We start from the raw sequence: 21,261 nt of genomic DNA, 5'->3' as shown, positions 1-21,261 counted from the left end.
TTTCAGGTTGCGGTGGGTCTTCGGGGGCCATATCTAACACTGTCCTTCAGCGGCTGGAGAAGCCCCCAGTAGAACCGTAGCCCCCATCGCCACGAACCGATCCCGGAAGCTCGGAGACCTCGACGAAACGAGCCTGCTCGACCCGCTGGATGACCAGCTGGGCGATGCGGTCGCCGCGGCGCAGCTCGATGGCCTCAACGGGGTCGAGGTTGACCAGCGCCACCTTCACCTCGCCGCGGTATCCGGCGTCGACGGTGCCGGGGGCGTTGACGATGGAGAGGCCGTGCTTGGCGGCCAGGCCGGAGCGCGGGTGCACCAGGCCGACGTATCCCTCCGGCAGCGCCATCGCGATCCCGGTCGGCACCAGGGCCCGCTCCCCCGGCTTCAGGGTGACGTCGACGGTGGTGCGGAGGTCGGCTCCGGCATCCCCCGGATGGGCGTACGCAGGGGGTGGCAGCTCCGCGTCGAGACGCACCAGGGCTACTTCGAGATCAGACACAACCTGCACCTTAGATGCTCGGAGCCTCACCCGATTCGTTACTCCCTTGACCGGCGTGAAAAACTCACGATCCGTGAGCACCCCGGCGTACGACGAGCGACTGACCGTGCCGCTGAGGTGGTGGGTCCAGGGCGTCATGTTCCTGGCGACCCTGTGGATCGCGGTCATCCTGTGGGTCCCGGCCGCGCTCGCCTGGGGCATCACCGCCGCGACCGTCAGCCTGTTCGCGCTGGCCATGATCGTCTACGGCAACGCGCGGATCACGATCGCCGACGGGACGCTCCGCGCCGGGCCCGCTCGGATCGAGGCCCAGTTCCTCGGCGAGGCGATCGCGCTCGACGAGACCGAGTCACGTCACCTCGCCGGCCGCGACGCCGACGCGAGGGCGTACCTGCTGCTTCGTCCCTACCTCAAGCGGGCCGTGCGGGTCGCCATCGAGGACCCGGCCGACCCGGCTCCCTACTGGCTGCTCTTCACCCGCCACCCGGTCGCCCTCGCCAAGACGGTCAACGCCCTGCGCGCGAGTCTCTGAGCGCCATCTTCTCGGACATGGCCTAGGCTCGATGCATGTCCAAGTCCACACAATCTGACAAGGGCGACAAGCTCTGGGCGATCATGGCCGTCGTCAGCGGCCTCGGTGCCGCCAAGGTCACCAACAAGCTCCTCTCCACGGGTTGGAAGGCGTCCACCGGACGCAAACCACCCGCCAACCCGGCCGACCCGGACGTGAGCATCGGCGAGGCCGTGGCCTGGTCGATCGCCACCGGCGCGCTGGTCGCGCTCGCGCGGATGTTCGTGCAGCGGCGGGCTGCTGACTACTTCGTGAAGTCGGTCGGGCGGTTGCCCAAGCAGCTGGAGAAGGACGCCTGAGACAAGGGGTTCCGATATAGCAGAAGGCCGCACGGGATCCGTGCGGCCTTCTGCTCTTCGCCCTGGCTTACGCCGGGCTTTCCGGCGAGTCGGCGCATCAGCACAGAGCGCTTGCTAGCGCAAGCTATGCAGATGCACCGACTCGCCGGCTTTCGACTGCGCTACGCGCAGTCGAAGCAGATCATCTTCTTTTCGTCGGCAAGCTGGCTGCGGTGGTGGACCAGGAAGCAGCTCATGCAGGTGAACTCGTCCTCCTGCTTGGGCTTCACCTCGACCGCGAGCTCCTCGTGGCTCAGGTCGGCTCCGGGGAGCTCGAACGACTCGGCCGCCTCGGCCTCGTCCTCGTCCACCTTGCCCGAGTTCTTGTCATGACGACGAGCCTTGAGCTCTTCGATGCTCTCCTCGGACTGATCTTCTTCGTTCTTACGCGGTGCGTCGTAGTCCGTCGCCATATGCGCCACTCCCCTTCTCACTCATCTTCAGTCCCCCCGCGCGCCCCCGAGGGCAGCGGCACGGCCCGTGATTGTGCACCATTGAGGCTCATTTCGCACACTCAATCGGAACCGCGTCGCCGAAACGTCTGTTCATCTGGCGGTATTCCCTATCACGGGGATCCATGATCAGTGGGTTTCGGGTGGGTGAACGCGGCTGTGGCCGACGGGGCTCCGGGGCCTTCCCGGACGCCGGCCGGTCATAGATCTACATCAACCAGCGGCTTTCAGTCCGGTACGACACCCGGGAGCGAGTCAACTGGCAGAAAACCGGCCTGAACAGCCGCTTTTCGCAGCTCATCGTAGCCGTGATCCGGCGCGACGACGACGAATCGGCGCCCACCGACCCCCGTCGTGGCCTCCCAGCGTGCACCGGCTGCCTCGGCGACCAGGCAGGCGGCGGCGTGGTCCCACAGGTGCAGGCCCTCCTCGAGGTAGCCGTCGAGCGAGCCGTCGGCCACGCTGCAGATGTCCAGGGCGGCCGAACCGATGCGACGAACGTCACGGACGACCGGGATGAACCGCACCAGCGCCTCGGCCTGGATCCGGCGGAGGCTCGCGTCGTAGGAGAAGCCCGTCGCGATCAGTCGCTGGGACAGATCGGCCGGCTGGCGCACCGCGACCGGCTCGCCGTCCTTGACCGCGGCCGCCGAGCCGTCAGGCTGGCGGAAGGCCGCGTAGAGGGTGCCTGCGGGGACGTCGACGACCGCTCCGGCGACCACCTCTCCGGCGTACTCAGCCGCGATCGAGACGGCATAGCGCGGCAGGCCGTAGAGGAAGTTCACGGTGCCGTCGATCGGGTCGACGATCCAGCGGACACCGCTGGTGCCTGCGGTCGTCTCTCCGTCACTGGCGCCCTCCTCGCCGAAGAAGCCGTCGTCGGGTCGCTGCTCGGAGATCAGCCGGCGGATCAGGGCCTCGGTGTCGCGGTCGGCCTCGGTGACGACGTCGGTCGCCGTCGACTTCGTGGCCGCCACCTCGACCACGCCGGCGGCCCGTTCGCGAACGAGGTCGGCGGCCGCGCGGGCGGTCGTCACGGCGAGCGCGAGCAGGTCTCCGGGCTTGGGCGCAGGTTGGTCAGTCATGGGGCCGACCCTATGCCGCAGGTGATCACCCGGCGTACTGAGGCGAGTCCTCCCCGGCCAGGGTCGGCAGCTGCGAGCGCTGGTTGAAGCAGCAGCCCACCGGGCAGCGGTCGGCGCTGGGGCCACGGCTGCCGAGAGTGGCCCGCTCAGCCGCCTCTCCGCGCTCCGCGGCGGCGCGCTCGAGCAGGAGGTCGCGTACGGCGGCGACGAAGCGCGGGTCCTCCCCCGCGGTCGGGCTGCGGCGGGCATCGATGCCGAGCTTCTCGGCGGTCGCCAGCGCCTCGGTGTCGAGGTCGTAGACGACCTCCATGTGGTCGGAGACGAAACCGACCGGGCACATCACCACGGCCCCGACGCCGTTGCCGGCCAGCTCCTCGAGGTGGTCGTTGACGTCGGGCTCGAGCCACGGGACGTGCGGTGCGCCCGAGCGGCTGCAGTAGACGAGGTCCCACTCGTGGGTGACCCCACGCCGCTCGGCGACCTGCTCGGCGACCACGCCGGCGACGTCGAGGTGCTGGGCGACGTACGCCCCGCCCTCGGGCCCCGCGTTGTCGTTCATCGAGGTCGGGATCGAGTGGGTCACGAAGAGGATCCGCGCCTGGTCGCGCTCGCCCTCTGGGAGGTCCTCGATCGAGGCGAGCACGCCGTCCACGACCGGAGCGACGAAGCCGGGGTGGTTGTAGTAGTGGCGCAGCTTGTCGAGCACCGGCGCGTCCGTGACGTCGCCGGTCGCGTCGCAGGCCGTGAAGAGGTTCTCGCGGTACTGCCGGCACGAGGAGTACGACGAGTAGGCGCTGGTCGCGAAGACCGCCGCCCGCTCGATCCCGTCGGCCCGCATCTGGGCGACCGTGTCGCTCAGGTAGGGGTCCCAGTTGCGGTTGCCCCAGTAGACCGGCAGGTCGATGCCGTTGTCGGCCAGGTCCTTGCGGAGCTCCGCCAGGAACGCGCGGTTCTGGTCGTTGATCGGCGACTTCCCGCCGCGGTCGAAGTAGTGATGCCCCACCTCGACCAGCCGCTCCCGCGGGATCCCCCGCCCCCGGGTGACGTTCTCCAGGAACGGCACCACGTCCTCGGTCTTCTCCGGGCCCCCGAAGGAGACGAACAGCAGCGCATCATAAGGAGAGACATCCACCGCTCCATCCTATTTCCCCACCCCGAAACGTCGAAATCTGACGCCGAGACGTCAGAAATTGACGGCGAGAGGTCGAAAAACGAGGGCGAGAGGTCAGAAGGACGCACCCGACGGGCTAAGCCGCCCACGACCTGCTCTCATTCCACAGCAGGTCGCCAGCTCCTCATCGTCCCGCCGAGCTCGGCCGTTCGTACGCAGGTACCAGGCCGAGGCCGCCATGAGGTTCGAGACGCGACCCTCTGAGTCCCGGCACCTCCCCCACGTACGGTTGAGCACCATGTCGACCTCGGCGATGTCGACCGACCGGATGGTCTGCACTCGAACAGGCCCGGCGAGGACCAAGCCGTCGCTCGTGATCACGGCCCGCGCCCGAAAGCCGACCCGCAGCCCGGTCGAGGCGATCGTCAAGACTCCGATCCACGTCCTACCGACGTACGCGATGACCAGCGCGCCGATCTTCACGCCGACACCGTAGCGGTGCCGAGTCCGTCAGGGAGCCGGACGGCAGAACCGTCGCCCCTTGTGCAGCCGGCACGTACTCGGCGTTCAGGTCTCGGCTCCAACGGCGATAACTGACCTCTGGCTGTCGACTTCTGACGTCTCGGCGTCGATTTCTGACGTCTCGGCGTCGATTTCTGACGTCTCGGCGTTATTCGACTACCGAGGAGTACGCCACGACGCCGCGTTTGATGAGGTCCATGGTCTGGCGGGCGGTACGGCGGAGGGGGACGTCGCCGGCGGCGTCGGCGACCTGGCCGCACAGGTCGATGAGCTGCTTGACCCAGCGGACGAAGTCGCCGGCGGCGAGCTCGACCTCGTTGAGCACGTCGTCGAGCTCGTCGCCCTCGGCCCAGCGGTAGGCGGCCCAGGCGAAGCCGAGGTCGGGCTGGCGGAGGAAGTCGAGCTTGTGGTCGCGTTCGAGGGCGTCGAGCTGGCCCCAGAGACGTACGGTCTCGGCGATGACGTCCTTGACCCGGCCGCCGGGCAGGCGCGGCGGGGTGGCGTCGTCGGCGCGGCGGGCCTCGTAGACGAGCACCGAGAGGGCGGCGGCGAGCTCGGACGGGGTCAGGTCGTCCCAGAGACCCTCGCGCAGCGCCTCGGCTGCGACGAGGTCCATCTCGGAGTAGAGCCGCATCAGGTGCGTGCCGCGCTCGGTGACGGTCTCGCCGTCGAGGTAGTCGAGGGCGGTGAGCACGTCGCAGACCCGGTCGAAGGTGCGCGCGACGGTGTTGGTGCGCGCCTCGACCCGACGCCGCAGGGCGTCGGTGTCGCGCGAGAGCTTGAACCAGCGCTCCGCCCAGCGGGCGTGGTCCTCGCGGTCGGGGCAGTCGTGGCAGGGGTGCACCTTCAGCTCGCGGCGCAGCTCGGAGATCTGTGTCTCGGCCGAGCTCTTGCGCTCCTTGCGGGCCTTCGGCGAGCCCTCGTAGGGCACCGGCCGCAGGTCGCGGGTCTTCTCCCGCAGCCGCGAGGCCATGTCGCGGCGCATCTGCGGGTTGCGGCCGTTGAACGACTTCGGCACCCGCAGCCGGGTCTGAGCCACGATCGGCACGTTGAAGTCCATCATCGCCAGGCGGCGGGCCTGACGGTCCTGGGTGAGCACGTAGGGGCGCGGCCCGTCGGGGTCGAAGCCCGGGTCGATGACGACCGCGTAACCCGCGAACTTGCCCGTCGGCACGTCGATGACATCGCCGATCTTCAGCTTCGAGAGCGACTCGATGATCTCCTCGCGCCGGTCGGCCCGCCGCTCACGCGAGGAGGACTTCTCGATGTCGGAGATCTTGCGGCGGATCGCGGCGTACTCCATGAAGTCGCCGCGGTCGCAGGTCGCCGCCTCCTGGTAGCCGTCGAGGGCGTCCTCCGCCTTGCGCACCTGGCGTGCCAGCCCGACGACCGCCTTGTCGGCCTGGAACTGGGCGAAGGACTGCTCCAGCAGCTCACGCGAGCGCGCCCGGCCGAACTGGTGGACCAGGTTGACCGCCATGTTGTAGGAGGGCCGGAAGCTCGAGCGCAACGGGTACGTACGCGTCGAGGCGAGACCGGCCAGCTCGCGCGGGTTGAGGCCCTGCTGCCACAGCACGACGCCGTGACCCTCGACGTCGAGGCCGCGGCGGCCGGCGCGGCCGACGAGCTGGGTGTACTCCCCCGGCGAGAGGTTGACGTGGGCCTCGCCGTTCCACTTCGACAGCTTCTCGATGACGACGGTGCGCGCGGGCATGTTGATGCCGAGCGCGAGCGTCTCGGTGGCGAAGACAGCCTTCACCAGCCCGCGCAGGAACAGCTCCTCGACGACCTGCTTGAAGGCCGGCAGCAGGCCGGCGTGGTGGGCCGCGACGCCGCGGCTCAGGCCGTCGATCCAGTCGTGGTAGCCCAGCACGTGGCGATCCTCGTCGGGCAGGTCGGAGCAGGCCTCCTCGACGTAGGCGAAGATCTCGTCGCGCTCGTCGGGCGTGGTCAGGCGCAGGTTGGCCTGGATGCACTGCTGGACCGCGGCGTCGCAGCCGACCCGGGAGAAGACGAAGTTGATCGCGGGCAGCAGGTTGTCGCGCTGCAGCGCGTTGATCACCTCGACGCGCGAGGGGATCCAGACCCGGCGACCGTTGCCGACGCGACGGTTGCCGTTGCCCTTGCGCCGGTCTTTGGGCGTACGCCGGTCCTTGATCCGGCCGGCGGCCCAGTCGTCGCGCGCCAGCCTCATCAGCTCGCCGTTGACCGGAGCGCCCTCCTTGACGAACCCAGCCGCCGCGTCGACGTCGGAGGAGGCGAACAGGTCCATGATCCGGCGGCCGGCCATCACGTGCTGGTAGAGCGGGACCGGCCGCTTCTCCTCGATGATGGTGGTGGTCTCGCCGCGCACCGTGGTCAGCCACTCGCCGAACTCCTCGGCGTTGGAGACGGTGGCACTGAGCGAGACGACCGCCACCGACTCGGGCAGGTGGATGATGACCTCCTCCCAGACCGCGCCGCGGGAGCGGTCGGCGAGGTAGTGGACCTCGTCCATGACCACGAACCCGAGACCCATCAGGGTCTGCGAGCCGGCGTAGAGCATGTTGCGCAGCACCTCGGTGGTCATCACCACGATCGGCGCCTCGCCGTTGACGACGTTGTCGCCGGTCAGCAGCCCGACCTGGTCGGAGCCGTAGCGCCGGACCAGGTCGTTGTACTTCTGGTTGGAGAGCGCCTTGATCGGGGTGGTGTAGAACGCCTTGCGGCCGGTGGCCAGCGCCAGGTGGATCGCGAACTCGCCCACGATCGTCTTGCCCGATCCGGTCGGTGCGGCGACCAGGACGCCCTTGCCGTCCTCGATCTCCCGGCACGCCCGGATCTGGAAGTCGTCGAGCCCGAAGTCGTAGAGAGCGGCAAAGTCCCGGTAGACGGGATAGTCCTTGTCACGCTTGAAAGCGGCGTACTTCTCCGCTGGCGAGGCGTCCATGCGCACGAGCCTACGGGGTGGCACCGACACCGCGCCGCCGGTGGTCGAGCTTGTCGAGACCGCTCGAGAGGCAACGGCCCGCCCAATTCAGACCAGTACGCGAAGGGCCCCCGGCACGCACTCGACATCGAGCGGCAGCGGGCCGAGCCGCTCCCCGTCGCTGTAGGCGACCACGTCCGGCGCGGTCGCGGTGATCCGGCGGGCGTGGATGCGCTCGAACGCCGGGTGGGTGAGGTGCTTGGCCTGGCGTACGCCCGGGAAGACCCGCAGGAACTCCAGCCGGGACACCGGCTTGATGAGGATCGCGTCGAGCAGCCCGTCGGCCGGGTCGGCGTCGGCAGCGATCCGCATCCCGCCGCCGTAGGACTCGGTGTTGGCGACCGCGAGCAACATCGCGGGCTGCTCGCGCACGGTGACCTCGCCGCTCGCGTCCTCGATCTCGAGGCGGTAGGGCACCGGCTTCCAGCCGCGGATGACCGCGAGCGCGGCGAGCGTGTAGCGCAGGTCGCCATGAGGCCAGCGCATCGCGTTGGCCCGCTCGTTGACCGCCGCGTCGAAGCCGGCGGCGAGGACGGTGGCGAACCAGGTGTCGCTCGCCGGGACAGAGCCCGTCCCAGCACGCCGGGCGCGGCCCAGGTCGACGCGACGGGTCTGGTGGCGTACGACCACGTCCGTGGCGGCCAGCGGGTCGCCCGTCGGGATCCCGAGGGCACGGGCGAAGTCGTTGCCGGTGCCGAGCGGCACCACCCCGAGGCTCACCTCGGAGCCCGCCAGCGCCTGGACCGCGACGTGCACCATGCCGTCGCCTCCGAGGGTCGCCACCGTGTCGACGCCGTCGGCGACGGCCTTCCGGGCCAGCTCCAGCGCATGCTCGGCGTCGTCGCCGATGAGGTGCTCGACCGACGCCCCGGAGACGGTCAGCCGCTCGGTGACCGCGTCCAGGATCCGGTCGGCGTCACCGCGGCCGGCGGTGGGGTTGGCAAGCAGGGCGATCTGGCGCGTCACGCGCCGCATCGTACTGGTCAGATCACCGACGGGACGTCAGGATCCCCGACCAGGTCCTGCTTCCGCGCGGCCTTGCGTTTGTCGTGGATGCGCGCGATGACCTCGGAGATACCGAAGAGCACGACCATCGGGACGGCCATGAGCGTCATCGTGAACGGGTCGCCGGAGGGCGTCGCGACGGCGGCGAAGACGAACGAGCCGACGATGATCCAGGAGCGGTACTTGCCCAGGGCGGCGCCGGGGAGGACGCCGATCCGGTTGAGCATGATCACGAAGACGGGGATCTCGAAGGCGATGCCGAAGACCAGGAGCGTACGGCTCAGGAAGCTGAGGTAGTCGCTGAACTCGACGATGTTGGTCAAGCCCTCGGGAACGAAGCCGAACAGGATCTCCAGGCCCTTGGGCAGGGTGACGTAGCCGAGGACGACGCCGGCGAGGAACAGCGGACTCGCGACCGCCACGAAGATGCGCGACATCTTCTTCTCGTGGGCGTGCAGACCAGGCATCAGGAAGGCCCAGATCTGGTAGAGCCAGATCGGGCTTGTGCCGATGAAGGCGGCCAGTCCGCACAGCTTGAGGTAGAGCATGAAGCCGCCGGCCGCACCGTCGACGGAGCTCAGCGACTCGGCTCCGCTCTTCATGTCCATCATCTCGACCGCTTGGAGGTACGGGTTCATGACGAGGTCGAAGAGCGGCTGGAAGAAGAACAGCGCGACGACGAAGCCGACGATCAGCGCCAGGGATGCCTTGATCACCCGCGCACGGAGCTCGCGCAGGTGGTCGGAGAGCGCCATCCGGCCGTCGTCGCCGATGGGATGCTTGGGGGTGCCGCGAAGGATCGCGACAACACCGGCGATGGACAAGGTGCGCCTCAGTTGCCGGAGAGGCGCTCGCGCTCGGCCCGGATCTCGGCCTCACGACGCTCGAGCTCGGCGATGCGCTCCTGCTCGGAGGCGGTCAGCTCGGCCGGCTTCTCGACCTTCTCACCCTTCTCCTTCTCGTCCTCGTCGCGCAGACCCTTGGTCTCGGACTTGAAGATGCGCAGCGCCTGGCCGGTGCCGCGGGCGAGCTCGGGGAGCTTGGCAGCGCCGAAGACGAGGATCACGATCGCAAGGATGATGAGCCACTCGGCTCCCTGCGGCATACCGATCAATGGAGTGAACATGAACTACCTCATCTACGTCTAGGGGGAACGCCAGAAGTCTACGCGTTCGAACGGTACAGGCCGAGAGCCTGTCGTGCAGTCGTGGCGAACGATCCGGTGAACTGTGCGTGGGCCGACCGGTCCTCGCCGTCGATCTCGACGAGCTCGGCATGGGGAGCCAGTCGCATCAGCAGCCGGGTGAGCCAGCGTTGGTCATAGACCCGCACACCCACCTCGAGCCCGCCGTCGGGCTGCTCGACCGGGTCGATCACCGAGTAGTACTCGGCCACCCAGCGGGCATCCGGCGCGAGCCGGACCCGGACCACGGTGCCTGCGTCGGTACGCTCCGCCCCGGCCTCGCTGGCGAGATCCGCGCGCTCGCCGGACTCGGGCGCGGCCACCACGGGCGTGTCGAGCACCTCGGCGCCCCGGATCCGGTCGAGCCGGAAGCTGCGCGGCGCCTCGGCCCGGTGGCACCAGGCGTCGAGGTATTCGACGTCGTGGATCGAGACCAGGGCGCGGGGGTCGACGACGCGCGAGGACTCCTCGTCGCGGGCGGGGACCCAGTAGTCGATGCGCACCTGGCGGCCCTGGTCGATCGCGGTCGCGATCGCGGCGTGGATCTGGACGAGCGAGGTGTCGATCGTCTCCTCGCCCGGGTCGACGCTGCCGGCGGCGCCCTCGGCGGCCGCCTGCTCGAGCTTGGCCAGGGTGCGGTCGACGACCTCCTTGGTCTCAGCGCTCACCGCACCGCCCCGGAGCGCGCGCAGCGCGACGATCACGGCGGTCGCCTCGGTCGGGGTCAGCCGCAGCTGCCGGTCGAGGTAGTCGGCGTTGGAGATCCGGATGACTCGGTCGCCGTCCGGCGCGGTCAGCGCGTCGATGTCGACGTCGATCAGGTCGTCGGGATAGCCGCCCGGCAGCCCGCACATGAAGAGCACCTGCAGGTCCTTGACCAGCTGCTTTTCCTCGACACCGAGGTCGGCGGCGGCCTTGTCGAGGCGTACGTCGGTCTCCTGGGAGTAGAGGTAGGGCACCAGCGTCAGCAGCCGGCCGACCTGGCCCTTCGCGCCCGAGGCGTGCTGTCGCTCGCTCATCGACCCACCTCGTCCAGCCGCGCCACCAGCTTCTCCAGCCGCGAGGCGACCTCGCGACGCAGGCTCTCCGGCTCCTCCACGTACGCATCCGGGCCATGCCCCAGCACGGTGCCGACCAGGTCGGCGGGGACCCGGGTCAGCACCACGCGGTCCCAGTCGTGGCTGCCGTCGGGGCCGGCGACCCCGGGCTCGGTGGAGTCGGCTGCGCGGCGCAAGGCGTAGCCGCTCCCCTGCCGCAGCAGGAGGACGGCCTTCCCCGTCGGCGGGGCCGGCGCCAGGTCTCGTGCGATATCGCGTACGTCGACTTCGGGCGGCACCTCGAAGGCGTCGACCTCACCGACCGCGCGGGCCTCCCCCAGGACGCGGGAGAGGCGGAAGATGCGGGTGTCGTCGCGGTCGACGTCATGACCCACGGCGTACCAGCGGCCGGAGTAGCGCACCACGCCCCACGGCTGGAGCCTGCGGTGGGACGGCTCGGTGGCGCGGGAGCCGCGGTAGTCGAACTCGACGACCTGTCGGTCCTGGGTCGCGGCGACGAAGACGTCGAAGGAGCCCTCCTCCGCGGCCAGGCGGGGCTGGACGATCTCCAGCGCCGAGACGTCGGTCTGCAGCCCGGCGGCGTTGAGCTTGCGTACTGCCTCCGCGGTCGCCTCCGCCATCGAGGCGTTCTCCCAGACCTTGGTGGCCAGGGCGACGACCGCGAGCTCGTCGGCCTCGAGGGTGATCGGCGGGAGCGCGAACTGCTCCGGGCTGATCCGGTAGCCGATCTCGTCCTCGAAGAAGGAGTCGATCACGCCGGTCTCGATCGGCACGCCGAGGCTGCGCAGCTCCTCCTTGTCGCGCTCGAACATCTTCTCGAACGCCTCACCGTGGGACGACGGGTAGAGGACCTCGCGGATCCGCTCCTTCGACACGTTGCCGCGCTGCACCAGCAGCATGATGAGCAGATTCATCAGCCGCTCGGTCTTACCCGCCGCCACGGTGTGCTTGCCCCCTAGAGACTCTCTACTGCGGCGCCGGGGACGTCTCGGCCTTCACCACGTCGATGACGAAGTAGAGCGTGCTGTTGGCCGGGATCCCCGGCTTGCCGCCCTGGCCCGGCTTCTTCTCTGCACCGTAGCCCAGCTCCGGCGGGATCTGCAGCAGAACACGGCTGCCGACCTTGACGCCCTCCAGACCGTTGGTCCAGCCCGCGACCACCTGGTTGAGGGCGAACGGCACGGCCTCCTTGCTGTAGGACTCGTCGAAGGGCTTCTTCGCGCCGTAGGTCATGCCGAGGTAGTTGGCGGTGACCGTCTGGTCGGTGGTGATCTCCTCGCCGTCGCCCTCCTTGACGACAGCCCGCTTGAGGACGTCGTCGGCCTTGGGCTTCTCGACACCCTTGAAGTCGAAGCCGGTCGGCTTGCCGTTCTTCTCCACGAGCTTCGGGAGCTCGGCGGGGTCGACGTCGTGGGGCGTCTTGTCGGCGGCCGGCTTGACCACGTCGACGACGACCAGCAGCGTGTCGTGGTTGCCGATGCCCATCTGCGGGTTGCCACCCTCGCCGAGCAGGTCGGCCGAGCCGACGATCGCCTCGATCCGGTCGCCGACCTTGGCGCCCTTCAAGATGGTGCTCCACGGCTTCTCCGCGGGCAGCTCCTCACCCTCGGGCGCCTGGCTCTCGTAGGCCCAGTCCTTGTCCAGGGTGGTCGCGTTGCCGATGTAGATCTTGGCGAAGACGCCGCGGTCCTTCGGGATCTCCTCCCCGTCACCCTCGGTCAGGGTCTTGACCTTGGGGTCCTTCGGGTAGGAGATCGCGGACTTCCACTTCAGCGTGGGCGCTTTGTCGACCGAGCTGGAGACCGTGGCCCCTTCGAAACCGGAGACGGTCTCGTCGCCGTAGCCCGTCACCTTCTCGCCGCAGGCGACGAGAGCCGGGAGGAGCAGGAACACAGTCAGCGCGCTCAGCGCGTGGCGCAGACGAGGCCGAGGAGCAGTGGGCACAGTGCAAACCTTCGTGAGGTGAGAGATGAGACGACAGCGGAGCACACCATATCCGCACGGTGGTTGCCTGATGCTAGAGCCACCCCGACACGGGGCGTAGATCTCGACGCACCCGTCGCTGTCGCGTCGCTTCGCTCCCGACAGCGGGGCTTGCTCGATCTCAAACGCCGACGCCGACAGCTCGCTCCGCTCGCTGTCGGCTGGCCTTTCACATGCCGTCGATGAGCCGCTGGACCCGCTCGTCGTACGCCCGCAGCGGGTCCTTGCACAGGACGGTGCGCTGTGCCTGGTCGTTGAGCTTGAGGTGGACCCAGTCGACGGTGAAGTCGCGGCGGCGCTCCTGGGCCTTCTTGATGAACTCGCCGCGCAGCCGGGCCCTCGTGGTCTGTGGCGGCACCGACTTGGCCTCGAAGATCTTCAGGTCGGTGGTGGCCCGCTTGACCGCGCCCTTCTTCTCCAGCAGGTAGTAGAGGCCGCGGTTGCGGTGGATGTCGTGGTAGGCCAGGTCGAGCTGGGCGACGCGCGCGTGGCCGAGCGGGAGGCCGTTCTTGGCGCGGTAGCGCTCGATCAGCTTCCACTTGATGACCCAGTCGATCTCGCGGTCCACCAGGGAGAGGTCGTCGGACTCGATCGCCTTCAGGCCTCGCTCCCACAGGTCGAGGGCGGCCAGCATGGTCGGGTCGGTGATCTCGCGGCGGTCGACGAACTCGCGCGCCTTGGTGAGGTATTCGTTCTGGATGTCCAGGGCGCTGGCCTCGCGGCCGTTGGCCAGCCGCACCTTGCGGCGGCCGGTCAGGTCGTGGGCGATCTCCCGGATAGCGCGGATCGGGTTCTCCATCGTCATGTCCCGCATGACGACGCCCTCCTCGATCATCCGCAGCACCAGGTGGCAGCTGGCGATCTTGAGCATCGTGGTCGTCTCGGACATGTTCGAGTCACCGACGATGACGTGCAGGCGGCGGTACTTCTCCGCGTCGGCGTGCGGCTCGTCGCGGGTGTTGATGATCGGCCGGGACCGGGTCGTCGCGCTGGAGACGCCCTCCCAGATGTGCTCGGCGCGCTGGGAGACCGCGAACCCGGCACCGCGAGGGGTGTGGGTGACCTTTCCGGCGCCGACGATGAGCTGGCGGGTGACCAGGAACGGGATCAGCACGTCGGCGAGCTTGCTGAACTCCCCCGATCGGCTGACCATGTAGTTCTCGTGGCAGCCGTAGGAGTTGCCGGCCGAGTCGGTGTTGTTCTTGAACAGGTAGATGTCGCCCGCGATGCCCTCGTCGTGGAGGCGCTGCTCGGCGTCGAGGAGGAGGCCCTCCAGGATCCGCTCACCGGCCTTGTCGTGGGTGACGGTCGAGATCACGTCGTCGCACTCGGGCGTGGCGTACTCGGGGTGGGAGCCGACGTCGAGGTAGAGCCTCGCGCCGTTCCGGAGGAACACGTTCGAGCTGCGGCCCCAGCTCACCACCTTGCGGAACAGGTAGCGGGCGACCTCGTCCGGGCTCAGCCGACGCTGGCCACGGAACGTGCAGGTCACGCCGTACTCGTTCTCGATGCCGAAGATGCGCCTGTCCATACCTGAAACCCTAGACGGTGGGCGGTCACTCCGGGCACGATCACAGGTACGACACGGCGCGGCGCTCCGTCCACCGGCACGTACGCCGCGGGCCGGTGCCGGGGTGGTCGAATCTCACACCGTTCACGGTGCGGGGCGCAGGGTGCTCCGACCATAGGATTTCCCCTCGTGCCGTCCCCGTCGCCCTCGTCCTCCACCGCCGCTGCGCCGAGCGTCCTCGACGCCTTCCGTTCGCCGCGGCTGCTGCGTACCGAGGTGCTCGCCGGGCTCGTCACCGCGCTCGCCCTGATCCCTGAGGCGCTCTCGTTCTCGATCCTCGCCGGCGTCGATCCTCGGGTCGGGCTGTTCGCCTCCTTCACGATGGCCGTGGCCATCTCGTTCCTGGGCGGGCGACCGGCGATGATCTCGGCGGCGGCCGGGGCGGTCGCGCTCGTGGTCGCTCCGGTGATGCGCGACCACGGTTACGACTACCTCATCGCGACCGTGCTCCTGGGCGGGCTGATCCAGGTGGCGCTCGCGCTGGCAGGAGTGACCAGGCTGCTGCGGTTCATCCCACGCTCGGTGATGGTCGGCTTCGTGAACGCTCTGGCGATCCTCATCTTCGGGGCCCAGGTCTCGCACATGATCGGCGTGCCGTGGCTGGTCTATCCCATGATCGCCGCCGGCATCGCGATCGTCGTCGGGTTCCCGCGGATCAACAAGGTGGTCCCGGCTCCGCTGGTGGCGATCGTCGCGCTCACCGCCTTCACCGTCCTCGGCGGCTTCGACGTGCCGAACGTCGGCGACGAAGGTGAGCTGCCCGACAGCCTGCCGACCCTGTTCCTCCCCGACGTACCGCTCGATCTCGACACGCTGCGGATCATCGCGCCCTACGCGCTCGCCATGGCACTGGTCGGGCTCCTCGAGTCGCTGCTGACGGCCAAGCTCGTCGACGACATCACCGACACCCCCTCCGACAAGTCCCGCGAGGCGCGCGGCCAGGGCTTCGCCAACCTGATCACCGGGCTCTTCGGCGGCATCGGTGGCTGCGCCATGATCGGCCAGACGATGATCAACGTGAAGGTCGCCGGTGCACGCACCCGGCTGTCGACCTTCCTCGCCGGCGTCTTCCTGCTCGTCCTGGTCGTGGGGCTCGGCGACGTGGTCGCGCTGATCCCGATGGCCGCCCTGGTCGCGGTGATGATCATGGTCTCGGTCAGCACCTTCGACTGGCACTCGATCCGGCCTGCCACCCTGCGCCGCATGCCGCGCTCGGAGACCGCGGTGATGCTCTCGACCGTGGTCGCGACCGTCACGACCCACAACCTCGCGATCGGCGTCATCGTGGGCGTCCTGGTCGCGATGACCCTCTTCGCCCGACGGGTCGCCCACGTGACCGCCACCCACCGCTCGCTCGTGGAGGGTCCCGACGGCTCGGTGAGTGCCGTCTACCGGGTCACCGGCGAGCTCTTCTTCGCCTCGAGCAACGACCTCTACACCCAGTTCGAGTACGCCACCGATCCCGACGACGTCGTCATCGACCTCACCGACTCCCACATCTGGGACGCCTCCACCGTCGCCGCGCTCGACGCGATCACCCACAAGTACGCCACCCGCAACAAGTCCGTACGCATCATCGGGCTCAACGCCGCCAGCGCCGACCGCCACGAGCGGCTGACCGGGCAGCTCAGCGGCATGTAGAGAACTGCGCGCGGGCTCCGTTCCTCCCTCGAAGGCACCCACCTGGACACCAGCGAGTACGAGGATGGCAGTCATGACACACACGTTGCGGTTCGACCACGTCGGCATCACCGTCGCCGACATCGAGAGAGTCACGGAGTTCTTCGTCGGTCTCGGCCTGGAGGTCGAGGGCCGCGGCTTCGTCGAGGGGGAGTTCATCGACACCGTCTGCGCGATCCCGGGCGCACGGTGCGAGATCGTCATGCTGCGCCCGCCGGGCGGCGGAACGGCGCTGGAGCTCTCCCGGTTCGTGACACCCGACCACCTTCCGGGATCGCCGGAGGCGATGGCCAACGAGCTCGGCCTGCGCAACGTCTGCTTCGAGGTCGACGACCTGGACGCGGTCCTGGCGCGTCTCGCCGCGGACGGCTACGGCCTCGTCGGCGGGGTCGGTGTCTACCAGGAGACCGTGCGGATGGCGTACGTGCGTGGCCCGGAGGGCATCGTCGTCTCGCTCTCGGACAGGATCGACTGACCGACGACGTCACCATCCGAAAACCCCGGGCCACACCCGAAGGGGGGTGTGGAACACTGCGAGCCATGACTTCGAAGCACCTCGGTCTGCTTCCGCCGCCGGTCGCCTGACCGGAGCGGCCGCGCCGATCCACCGCTGAGCGCGGGGACCGGCTCTCTTCGGCGTGCTCCAGACGCTTTCCATCCGTCTCGTCGAACCTGGAGCGCCACTTCGATGTCTTCTCTCCATGCCCGCTTCGGGCTCATCCAGATATGCCTCGCCGGGATCCTGTGGGGCACCGGCGGCCTCGTCCTGCAGATCGTCCGCGCGATCACGCCGATGTCGGTGCTCACCGTGAGCGCCTACCGCATGCTGATCGCCTCGGTCTCGCTATTCGCCGTCCTCGCGATCATCGGCCGCTTGCGCGAGCTTCGCCTCGACCGTCGCACGGTGATCGTCGGCGTGGCGACGGGCCTGTACCAGGCGCTCTACTTCGGCGCCGTGGTCGCGGTCGGCGTGACCGTCTCCACCGTCGTCAGCATCGGCATCGCTCCGGCGATCCTGCTGACGGGCGAGGCCGTCGCGGCGCGGCGGTGGCCGACGCGCCGACAGCTCATCGTGCTGGTGACCGCCCTGTTCGGGCTGGTGCTCGCTTCGGCGTACGCCGGCAGCCGGGCCGGCGGCGACCGGCCGGTGACCGGGGTGCTGCTCGCGATCGCCGCCGGATCCGCCTACGCGCTAACGACCGCCGTCGGGCGACCGCTCGCGCAGCGGCGCAGCCCGCTGCTGGTCACCGCCGGTGCCACCGGTGCCGGGGCCGTCGTCCTCGTGCCGCTGGCACTGGTCGGCGGGGGAACGTTCGTGTCCTCCTCGGCCACGGTGTGGGCCTGGCTGGTCTACCTGGGCGTCGCGACGATGGCGCTGGGCTACGGCCTGCTCTACGCAGGTCTGCGCACCACGCGCAGCAGCGCTGCCGGCGTGGCCACCCTGATGGAGCCGGTCGCCGCCGCGATCGCCGCCGCGGCGGTCCTCGGCGAGCGCCTGGCCGGACCCGCGGTCGCCGGGGTCGCGCTGATCCTGGTCGCGATCGCCGGTCTCGCGTAGGTCGACGGAGCGCGAAGCCGGGGAGCCCCGGGTGCACCTGGTGCGCCCGGGGCTCCCCGGCTTCTGGCGTCAGTCGAGCGGAGGAGCGATCGGCGGCTCGCCGTCGTCGTCGGCCGGCGGGGCCAGCGGGACGTCGTCGGCGCCCTTCTCCTCGGTCGGCTTCTCAGCCGGCTTCTCGGCCGGCTTCTCAGCAGGCTCCTCGGGAGCCGGCTCGGCCGCAGGAGGCTCGCTGCTATCGGTCTGCGCGGCCGCGCCGACCGTGGCCGATCCGAGGATCTCGACCAGCGTGGCCGGCCGGATCCTGCGGAACTTGCGCGGCTGGGTGCGGGTGCGGTCGAGGACGGCGACCTCGAGGTCCTTGGCGGCGATCTCGCGGTCGTCGGTGTCGGTGTGGCCCAGGGCGGCCACGGCCAGCTTGATGGCCTCCTCGAGGCTGGCGCCCTCGGTGTAGCGCTCCTTGAGGTAGCCCCCGACGGACTCGGCCGCGCCACCGATCGCGGCGAAACCGTGCTCGTCGACGACCTGGCCGTCGTAGGTGAGCCGGTAGAGCTGGTCGGACTCGGCGGTGTCGCCGATCTCGCCGACGAAGAGCTCGACCTCGTAGGGCTTCTCGCCACCGGAGGAGAAGATCGTGCCGAGGGTCTGGGCGTAGGCGTTGGCCAGGCCGCGGCCGGTCACGTCGCGCCGGTCGTAGGCGTAGCCGCGCATGTCGGCCAGGCGCACACCCGCGATGCGGAGGTTCTCGAACTCGTTGTAGCGCCCGACCGCCGCGAAGGCGATCCGGTCGTAGATCTCGCTGACCTTGTGCAGCGCCGCGGAGGGGTTCTCCGAGGCGAAGACGATGCCGTCGGCGTACTGCAGGGAGACCAGGGCCCGGCCCCGGGAGATGCCCTTGCGCGCGAAGTCCGCGCGGTCGCGCATCAGCTGTTCAGGACTGACATAAAAAGGAGTGCTCACTGGCCACCCTCAATCTCGGCGATGGGGCCGTCGGGCCGCTGGAGCCTCCCGGCGATGACGGACTGGGCGACGGCGGCGACCTCGGTGTCGGGCAGGGTGCGCCCACCGTCGGCGGTGATCACGTGGACCAGCGGGAAGAGCCTGCGGGACAGGTCGGGACCGCCGGTGGCCGAGTCGTCGTCGGCCGCGTCGTAGAGCGCCTGGATCAGCACCGCGACCAGGGTGTCCTCGTCGAGGTCGGGGCGGTAGAGCTTCTTCAGGGCACCCTTGGCGAAGAGCGAGCCGGAGCCGACGCCGGAGTATCCGGTCTGCTCGTAGCGGCCGCCGGTCGGGTCGTACCCGTAGATCTTGCCCGCCCCCGCGTCGGGGTCGAAGCCGACGAAGAGCGGCACCACGACCAGGCCCTGCATCGCCATCGGCAGGTTGCCGCGGACGAGCGCGGAGAGCCGGCTGGCCTTGCCCTCGATGGAGAGCGTGGTGCCCTCGATCTTCTCGTAGTGCTCCAGCTCGGTCTGGAAGAGCTTGACCAGCTCGACCGCGAGCCCCGCAGAGCCGGCGATGCCGACCGCGGAGTATTCGTCGGAGGGGAAGACCTTGCGCATGTCGCGCTCGGCGATCAGGTTGCCCTGGGTGGCGCGGCGGTCACCGGCGATGATCACGCCTCCGGGGAACGTGGCCGCCACGATGGTCGTGCCGTGGGGCGCGATGTCACCGAGGTTGTTGCCCGCGGCCGCGTTGTGGCGCGGGAGCAGCTCCGGGGACTGCGCGGTCAGGAAATCGGCAAAGGACGAGGTGCCCGGCGTCATGTAGGCCGCCGGGATGCGGGACTCCGACATCTCTTACTGTCCGCCCTTCTGGATGAAGGACTTCACGAAGTCCTCGGCGTTGGTCTCCAGGACGTCGTCGATCTCGTCCAGGATGTCGTCGACGTCGGAGTCCAGCGCTTCCTTACGCTCGTTGACGTCGGTCTCGGGCGCGGTCTCGACTGCCTCCTCGGTCTCGGAGGACTTCTTCGGCTGCTTCTGCTCCTGTGCCATGTCACCAACCTATCCACTAGGACCGACAAACCTGAGGCAAGATTGCACGATTTCGCTGAGGGAGGAAGTCGTACGTTCGAATGCGCCGTCCAACGGCACGCGGTCGCTCAGGCGCCGGTGAGCCTGTTGAAGAGATCGACGGCGGTCTCGGAAGAGTCGAGCAGGCCGCCGACGTGCTTCTTCGTGCCGCGCAACGGGTCGATGGTCGGCACCCGCTGCAGCGACTCCCGCCCGGGAAGGTCGAAGATGACCGAGTCCCAGCTGGCGGCCGCGACGTTCTCGGAGTACTTCTCCAGGCAGCGGCCGCGGAAGTAGGCCCGGGTGTCGGTCGGCGGCTCGTGCATCGCCTTCTCGACCAGGTCGTCGGTCATCAGCCGCTCGATCCGGCCGGCCCGGACGAGCCGGTGGTAGAGGCCCTTCTCGGGGCGGATGTCGGCGTACTGCAGGTCGATCAGGTGGAGCTTGGGGTCGTCCCACTCCAGACCGTCGCGGTCGCGGTAGCCGAGCAGGAGCTTGTACTTCGCGACCCAGTCGAGCTCGGTGGCGCACTCCATCGGGTCGCGCTCGAGCCGGTCGAGCACCGACTCCCAGCGCTCCAGGACGTCCTTGGTCTGGTAGTCGGCGTCGGAGCCGTAGCGCTCCTCGACGAACTTCTTGGCCAGGTCGAGGTATTCCATCTGCAGCTGGACGCCGGTCAGCTTGCGGCCGTCCTTGAGCGTGATCAAGGTCTTCAGCGTGGGGTCGTGGGAGACCGCGCGCAGCGCCGAGACCGGGCCGTCGACGCTGAGGTCACGGGTGATGTAGCCGTCCTCGATCATAGCGAGCACCAGCGACGTACTGCCGACCTTGAGGTAGGTCGAGATCTCGGCCAGGTTGGCGTCGCCGAGGATGACGTGGAGCCGGCGGTACTTCTCCGGGTCGGCGTGGGGCTCGTCGCGGGTGTTGATGATCGGCCGCTTCAAGGTGGTCTCCAGCCCGACCTCGACCTCGAAGAAGTCGGCGCGCTGGGAGATCTGGAAGCCGTTCTTGGGCCGCTCCTGCCCGATCCCGACGCGTCCGGCGCCGGCGAAGACCTGGCGGGACACGAAGAACGGGGTCAGGTGCTTGACGATGTCGGCGAAGGCGGTGCTCCGGCGCATGAGGTAGTTCTCGTGCGCGCCGTAGGAGACGCCCTTGTTGTCGGTGTTGTTCTTGTAGAGGTGGATCTGCGGGTTTCCCGGCAGCCGCTGCGCCGCCCGCGAGGCGTCGAGCATCACCTGCTCGCCGGCCTTGTCCCAGCGCACCGCGTCGAGCGGGTTGGTCACCTCGGGGCAGGAGAACTCCGGGTGGGCGTGGTCGACGTAGAGCCGGGCGCCGTTGGTGAGGATGACGTTGGCCAGGCCGAGGTCCTCGTCGGTCAGCTGGCTGGGGTCGGCCACCTGGCGGGACATGTCGAACCCGCGCGCGTCGCGCAGCGGCGACTCCTCCTCGAAGTCCCAGCGCGCTCTCCTCGCCTTCAGGGTCGAGGATGCGTACGCGTTGACGACCTGGCTCGAGGCCACCATCGGGTTCGCCTGAGGCTGTCCGGCCACGGAAATTCCGTATTCGACCTCCGTGCCCATCACCCGTCGTACGCTCATGCTCGCAAGGCTACCGGCCATGTGTGCGAAGGCACGTGAGCATCCACGCGCCACGCTGAGGTTGG

General features: G+C 69.2%; 22 protein-coding genes. 6 read left to right on the top strand and 16 right to left on the bottom strand.

Annotated elements, in window-relative coordinates; all coding sequences use genetic code 11:
• Positions 1-46 precede the first annotated feature (46 nt).
• Positions 47-499: a dUTP diphosphatase gene (dut, locus tag IEY81_RS01025; protein WP_189116581.1), complete on the bottom strand. Its 453-nt coding sequence runs from the start codon at positions 497-499 to the stop codon at positions 47-49.
• 73 nt (positions 500-572) lie between these two features.
• Here dut and IEY81_RS01020 point away from each other — a divergent pair, with 73 nt between their 5' ends.
• Positions 573-1,031 carry a DUF3093 domain-containing protein gene (locus IEY81_RS01020; RefSeq protein ID WP_189116580.1) on the top strand — a complete coding sequence of 153 codons (459 nt, stop codon included), beginning with the start codon at positions 573-575 and terminating at the stop codon, positions 1,029-1,031.
• A gap of 35 nt (positions 1,032-1,066) precedes the next feature.
• Entirely contained in the window at positions 1,067-1,369 is a 303-nt protein-coding gene (locus IEY81_RS01015; RefSeq protein WP_189116579.1) for a DUF4235 domain-containing protein, read from the top strand.
• A gap of 161 nt (positions 1,370-1,530) precedes the next feature.
• Here the strand turns inward: IEY81_RS01015 and IEY81_RS01010 are convergent, their stop codons facing one another.
• From IEY81_RS01010 to IEY81_RS01000, 3 genes are all read right to left on the bottom strand, one after another.
• Positions 1,531-1,821, bottom strand: coding sequence for a DUF4193 domain-containing protein (locus tag IEY81_RS01010; protein WP_040755057.1), 291 nt, complete (start codon positions 1,819-1,821; stop codon positions 1,531-1,533).
• A gap of 266 nt (positions 1,822-2,087) precedes the next feature.
• Positions 2,088-2,945 (bottom strand): inositol monophosphatase family protein, encoded by an 858-nt coding sequence (locus IEY81_RS01005; RefSeq protein WP_189116578.1) that lies wholly within the window; start codon positions 2,943-2,945, stop codon positions 2,088-2,090.
• Positions 2,946-2,970: 25 nt separating this feature from the next.
• Complete coding sequence (locus tag IEY81_RS01000; RefSeq protein WP_189116577.1) at positions 2,971-4,077, bottom strand: ferrochelatase; 1,107 nt, start codon at positions 4,075-4,077, stop codon at positions 2,971-2,973.
• A gap of 277 nt (positions 4,078-4,354) precedes the next feature.
• Here IEY81_RS01000 and IEY81_RS24005 point away from each other — a divergent pair, with 277 nt between their 5' ends.
• On the top strand, positions 4,355-4,552 hold the full coding sequence (locus IEY81_RS24005; RefSeq protein ID WP_229787145.1) for a hypothetical protein: 198 nt from the start codon (positions 4,355-4,357) through the stop codon (positions 4,550-4,552).
• Between the two features lie 174 nt (positions 4,553-4,726).
• Here IEY81_RS24005 and IEY81_RS00990 read toward each other — a convergent pair whose 3' ends face one another.
• The 8 genes from IEY81_RS00990 to pafA form a co-directional block, all read right to left on the bottom strand.
• Positions 4,727-7,507 carry a DEAD/DEAH box helicase gene (locus IEY81_RS00990; RefSeq protein WP_189116575.1) on the bottom strand — a complete coding sequence of 927 codons (2,781 nt, stop codon included), beginning with the start codon at positions 7,505-7,507 and terminating at the stop codon, positions 4,727-4,729.
• Positions 7,508-7,594: 87 nt separating this feature from the next.
• Entirely contained in the window at positions 7,595-8,512 is a 918-nt protein-coding gene (locus IEY81_RS00985) for a diacylglycerol/lipid kinase family protein (RefSeq protein WP_189116574.1), read from the bottom strand.
• Between the two features lie 17 nt (positions 8,513-8,529).
• A complete protein-coding gene (gene tatC, locus IEY81_RS00980; RefSeq protein WP_189116573.1) occupies positions 8,530-9,375 on the bottom strand; it encodes a twin-arginine translocase subunit TatC in 846 nt (281 codons plus the stop codon).
• 8 nt (positions 9,376-9,383) lie between these two features.
• A complete protein-coding gene (gene tatA / locus IEY81_RS00975) occupies positions 9,384-9,677 on the bottom strand; it encodes a twin-arginine translocase TatA/TatE family subunit (protein WP_189116572.1) in 294 nt (97 codons plus the stop codon).
• Between the two features lie 38 nt (positions 9,678-9,715).
• On the bottom strand, positions 9,716-10,753 hold the full coding sequence (locus IEY81_RS00970) for a helix-turn-helix transcriptional regulator (protein ID WP_189116571.1): 1,038 nt from the start codon (positions 10,751-10,753) through the stop codon (positions 9,716-9,718).
• Positions 10,750-11,706: a helix-turn-helix transcriptional regulator gene (locus tag IEY81_RS00965; RefSeq protein ID WP_229787143.1), complete on the bottom strand. Its 957-nt coding sequence runs from the start codon at positions 11,704-11,706 to the stop codon at positions 10,750-10,752. Before IEY81_RS00965 ends, IEY81_RS00970 begins: the two co-directional genes overlap by 4 nt.
• 52 nt (positions 11,707-11,758) lie before the next feature.
• Positions 11,759-12,736, bottom strand: a complete 978-nt coding sequence (locus IEY81_RS00960) for an FKBP-type peptidyl-prolyl cis-trans isomerase (RefSeq protein WP_189116569.1) — start codon at positions 12,734-12,736, stop codon at positions 11,759-11,761.
• Positions 12,737-12,944: 208 nt separating this feature from the next.
• A complete protein-coding gene (gene pafA / locus IEY81_RS00955; protein ID WP_189116568.1) occupies positions 12,945-14,306 on the bottom strand; it encodes a Pup--protein ligase in 1,362 nt (453 codons plus the stop codon).
• Between the two features lie 168 nt (positions 14,307-14,474).
• Here pafA and IEY81_RS00950 point away from each other — a divergent pair, with 168 nt between their 5' ends.
• From IEY81_RS00950 to IEY81_RS00940, 3 genes are all read left to right on the top strand, one after another.
• On the top strand, positions 14,475-15,986 hold the full coding sequence (locus IEY81_RS00950; RefSeq protein WP_189116567.1) for a SulP family inorganic anion transporter: 1,512 nt from the start codon (positions 14,475-14,477) through the stop codon (positions 15,984-15,986).
• A 73-nt stretch (positions 15,987-16,059) separates the two neighbouring features.
• Complete coding sequence (locus IEY81_RS00945) at positions 16,060-16,500, top strand: VOC family protein (RefSeq protein ID WP_189116566.1); 441 nt, start codon at positions 16,060-16,062, stop codon at positions 16,498-16,500.
• Between the two features lie 213 nt (positions 16,501-16,713).
• The gene (locus IEY81_RS00940; protein WP_189116565.1) at positions 16,714-17,583 is read left to right on the top strand and encodes a DMT family transporter; all 870 of its coding nucleotides are present in this window, start codon (positions 16,714-16,716) and stop codon (positions 17,581-17,583) included.
• 69 nt (positions 17,584-17,652) lie between these two features.
• On the opposite strand, the gene prcA is transcribed toward IEY81_RS00940, so the two are convergent.
• The 4 genes from prcA to dop all read right to left on the bottom strand — a co-directional run bounded on the left by prcA (position 17,653) and on the right by dop (position 21,196).
• Positions 17,653-18,540: a proteasome subunit alpha gene (gene prcA / locus IEY81_RS00935; protein ID WP_189116564.1), complete on the bottom strand. Its 888-nt coding sequence runs from the start codon at positions 18,538-18,540 to the stop codon at positions 17,653-17,655.
• On the bottom strand, positions 18,537-19,376 hold the full coding sequence (gene prcB / locus IEY81_RS00930) for a proteasome subunit beta (RefSeq protein ID WP_189116563.1): 840 nt from the start codon (positions 19,374-19,376) through the stop codon (positions 18,537-18,539). Before prcB ends, prcA begins: the two co-directional genes overlap by 4 nt.
• Before the next feature lie 3 nt (positions 19,377-19,379).
• The gene (locus IEY81_RS00925) at positions 19,380-19,577 is read right to left on the bottom strand and encodes a ubiquitin-like protein Pup (RefSeq protein WP_045550810.1); all 198 of its coding nucleotides are present in this window, start codon (positions 19,575-19,577) and stop codon (positions 19,380-19,382) included.
• Positions 19,578-19,684: 107 nt separating this feature from the next.
• Entirely contained in the window at positions 19,685-21,196 is a 1,512-nt protein-coding gene (dop, locus tag IEY81_RS00920) for a depupylase/deamidase Dop (RefSeq protein ID WP_189116562.1), read from the bottom strand.
• Between the last annotated feature and the right edge of the window lie 65 nt (positions 21,197-21,261).

The sequence above is a fragment of the Nocardioides luteus genome (genome assembly GCF_014648595.1).
GTDB lineage: Bacteria > Actinomycetota > Actinomycetes > Propionibacteriales > Nocardioidaceae > Nocardioides > Nocardioides luteus.
The sequence above is the reverse complement of the archived record's forward strand: the minus strand, read 5'-3'. Positions and strand labels throughout refer to the sequence as shown.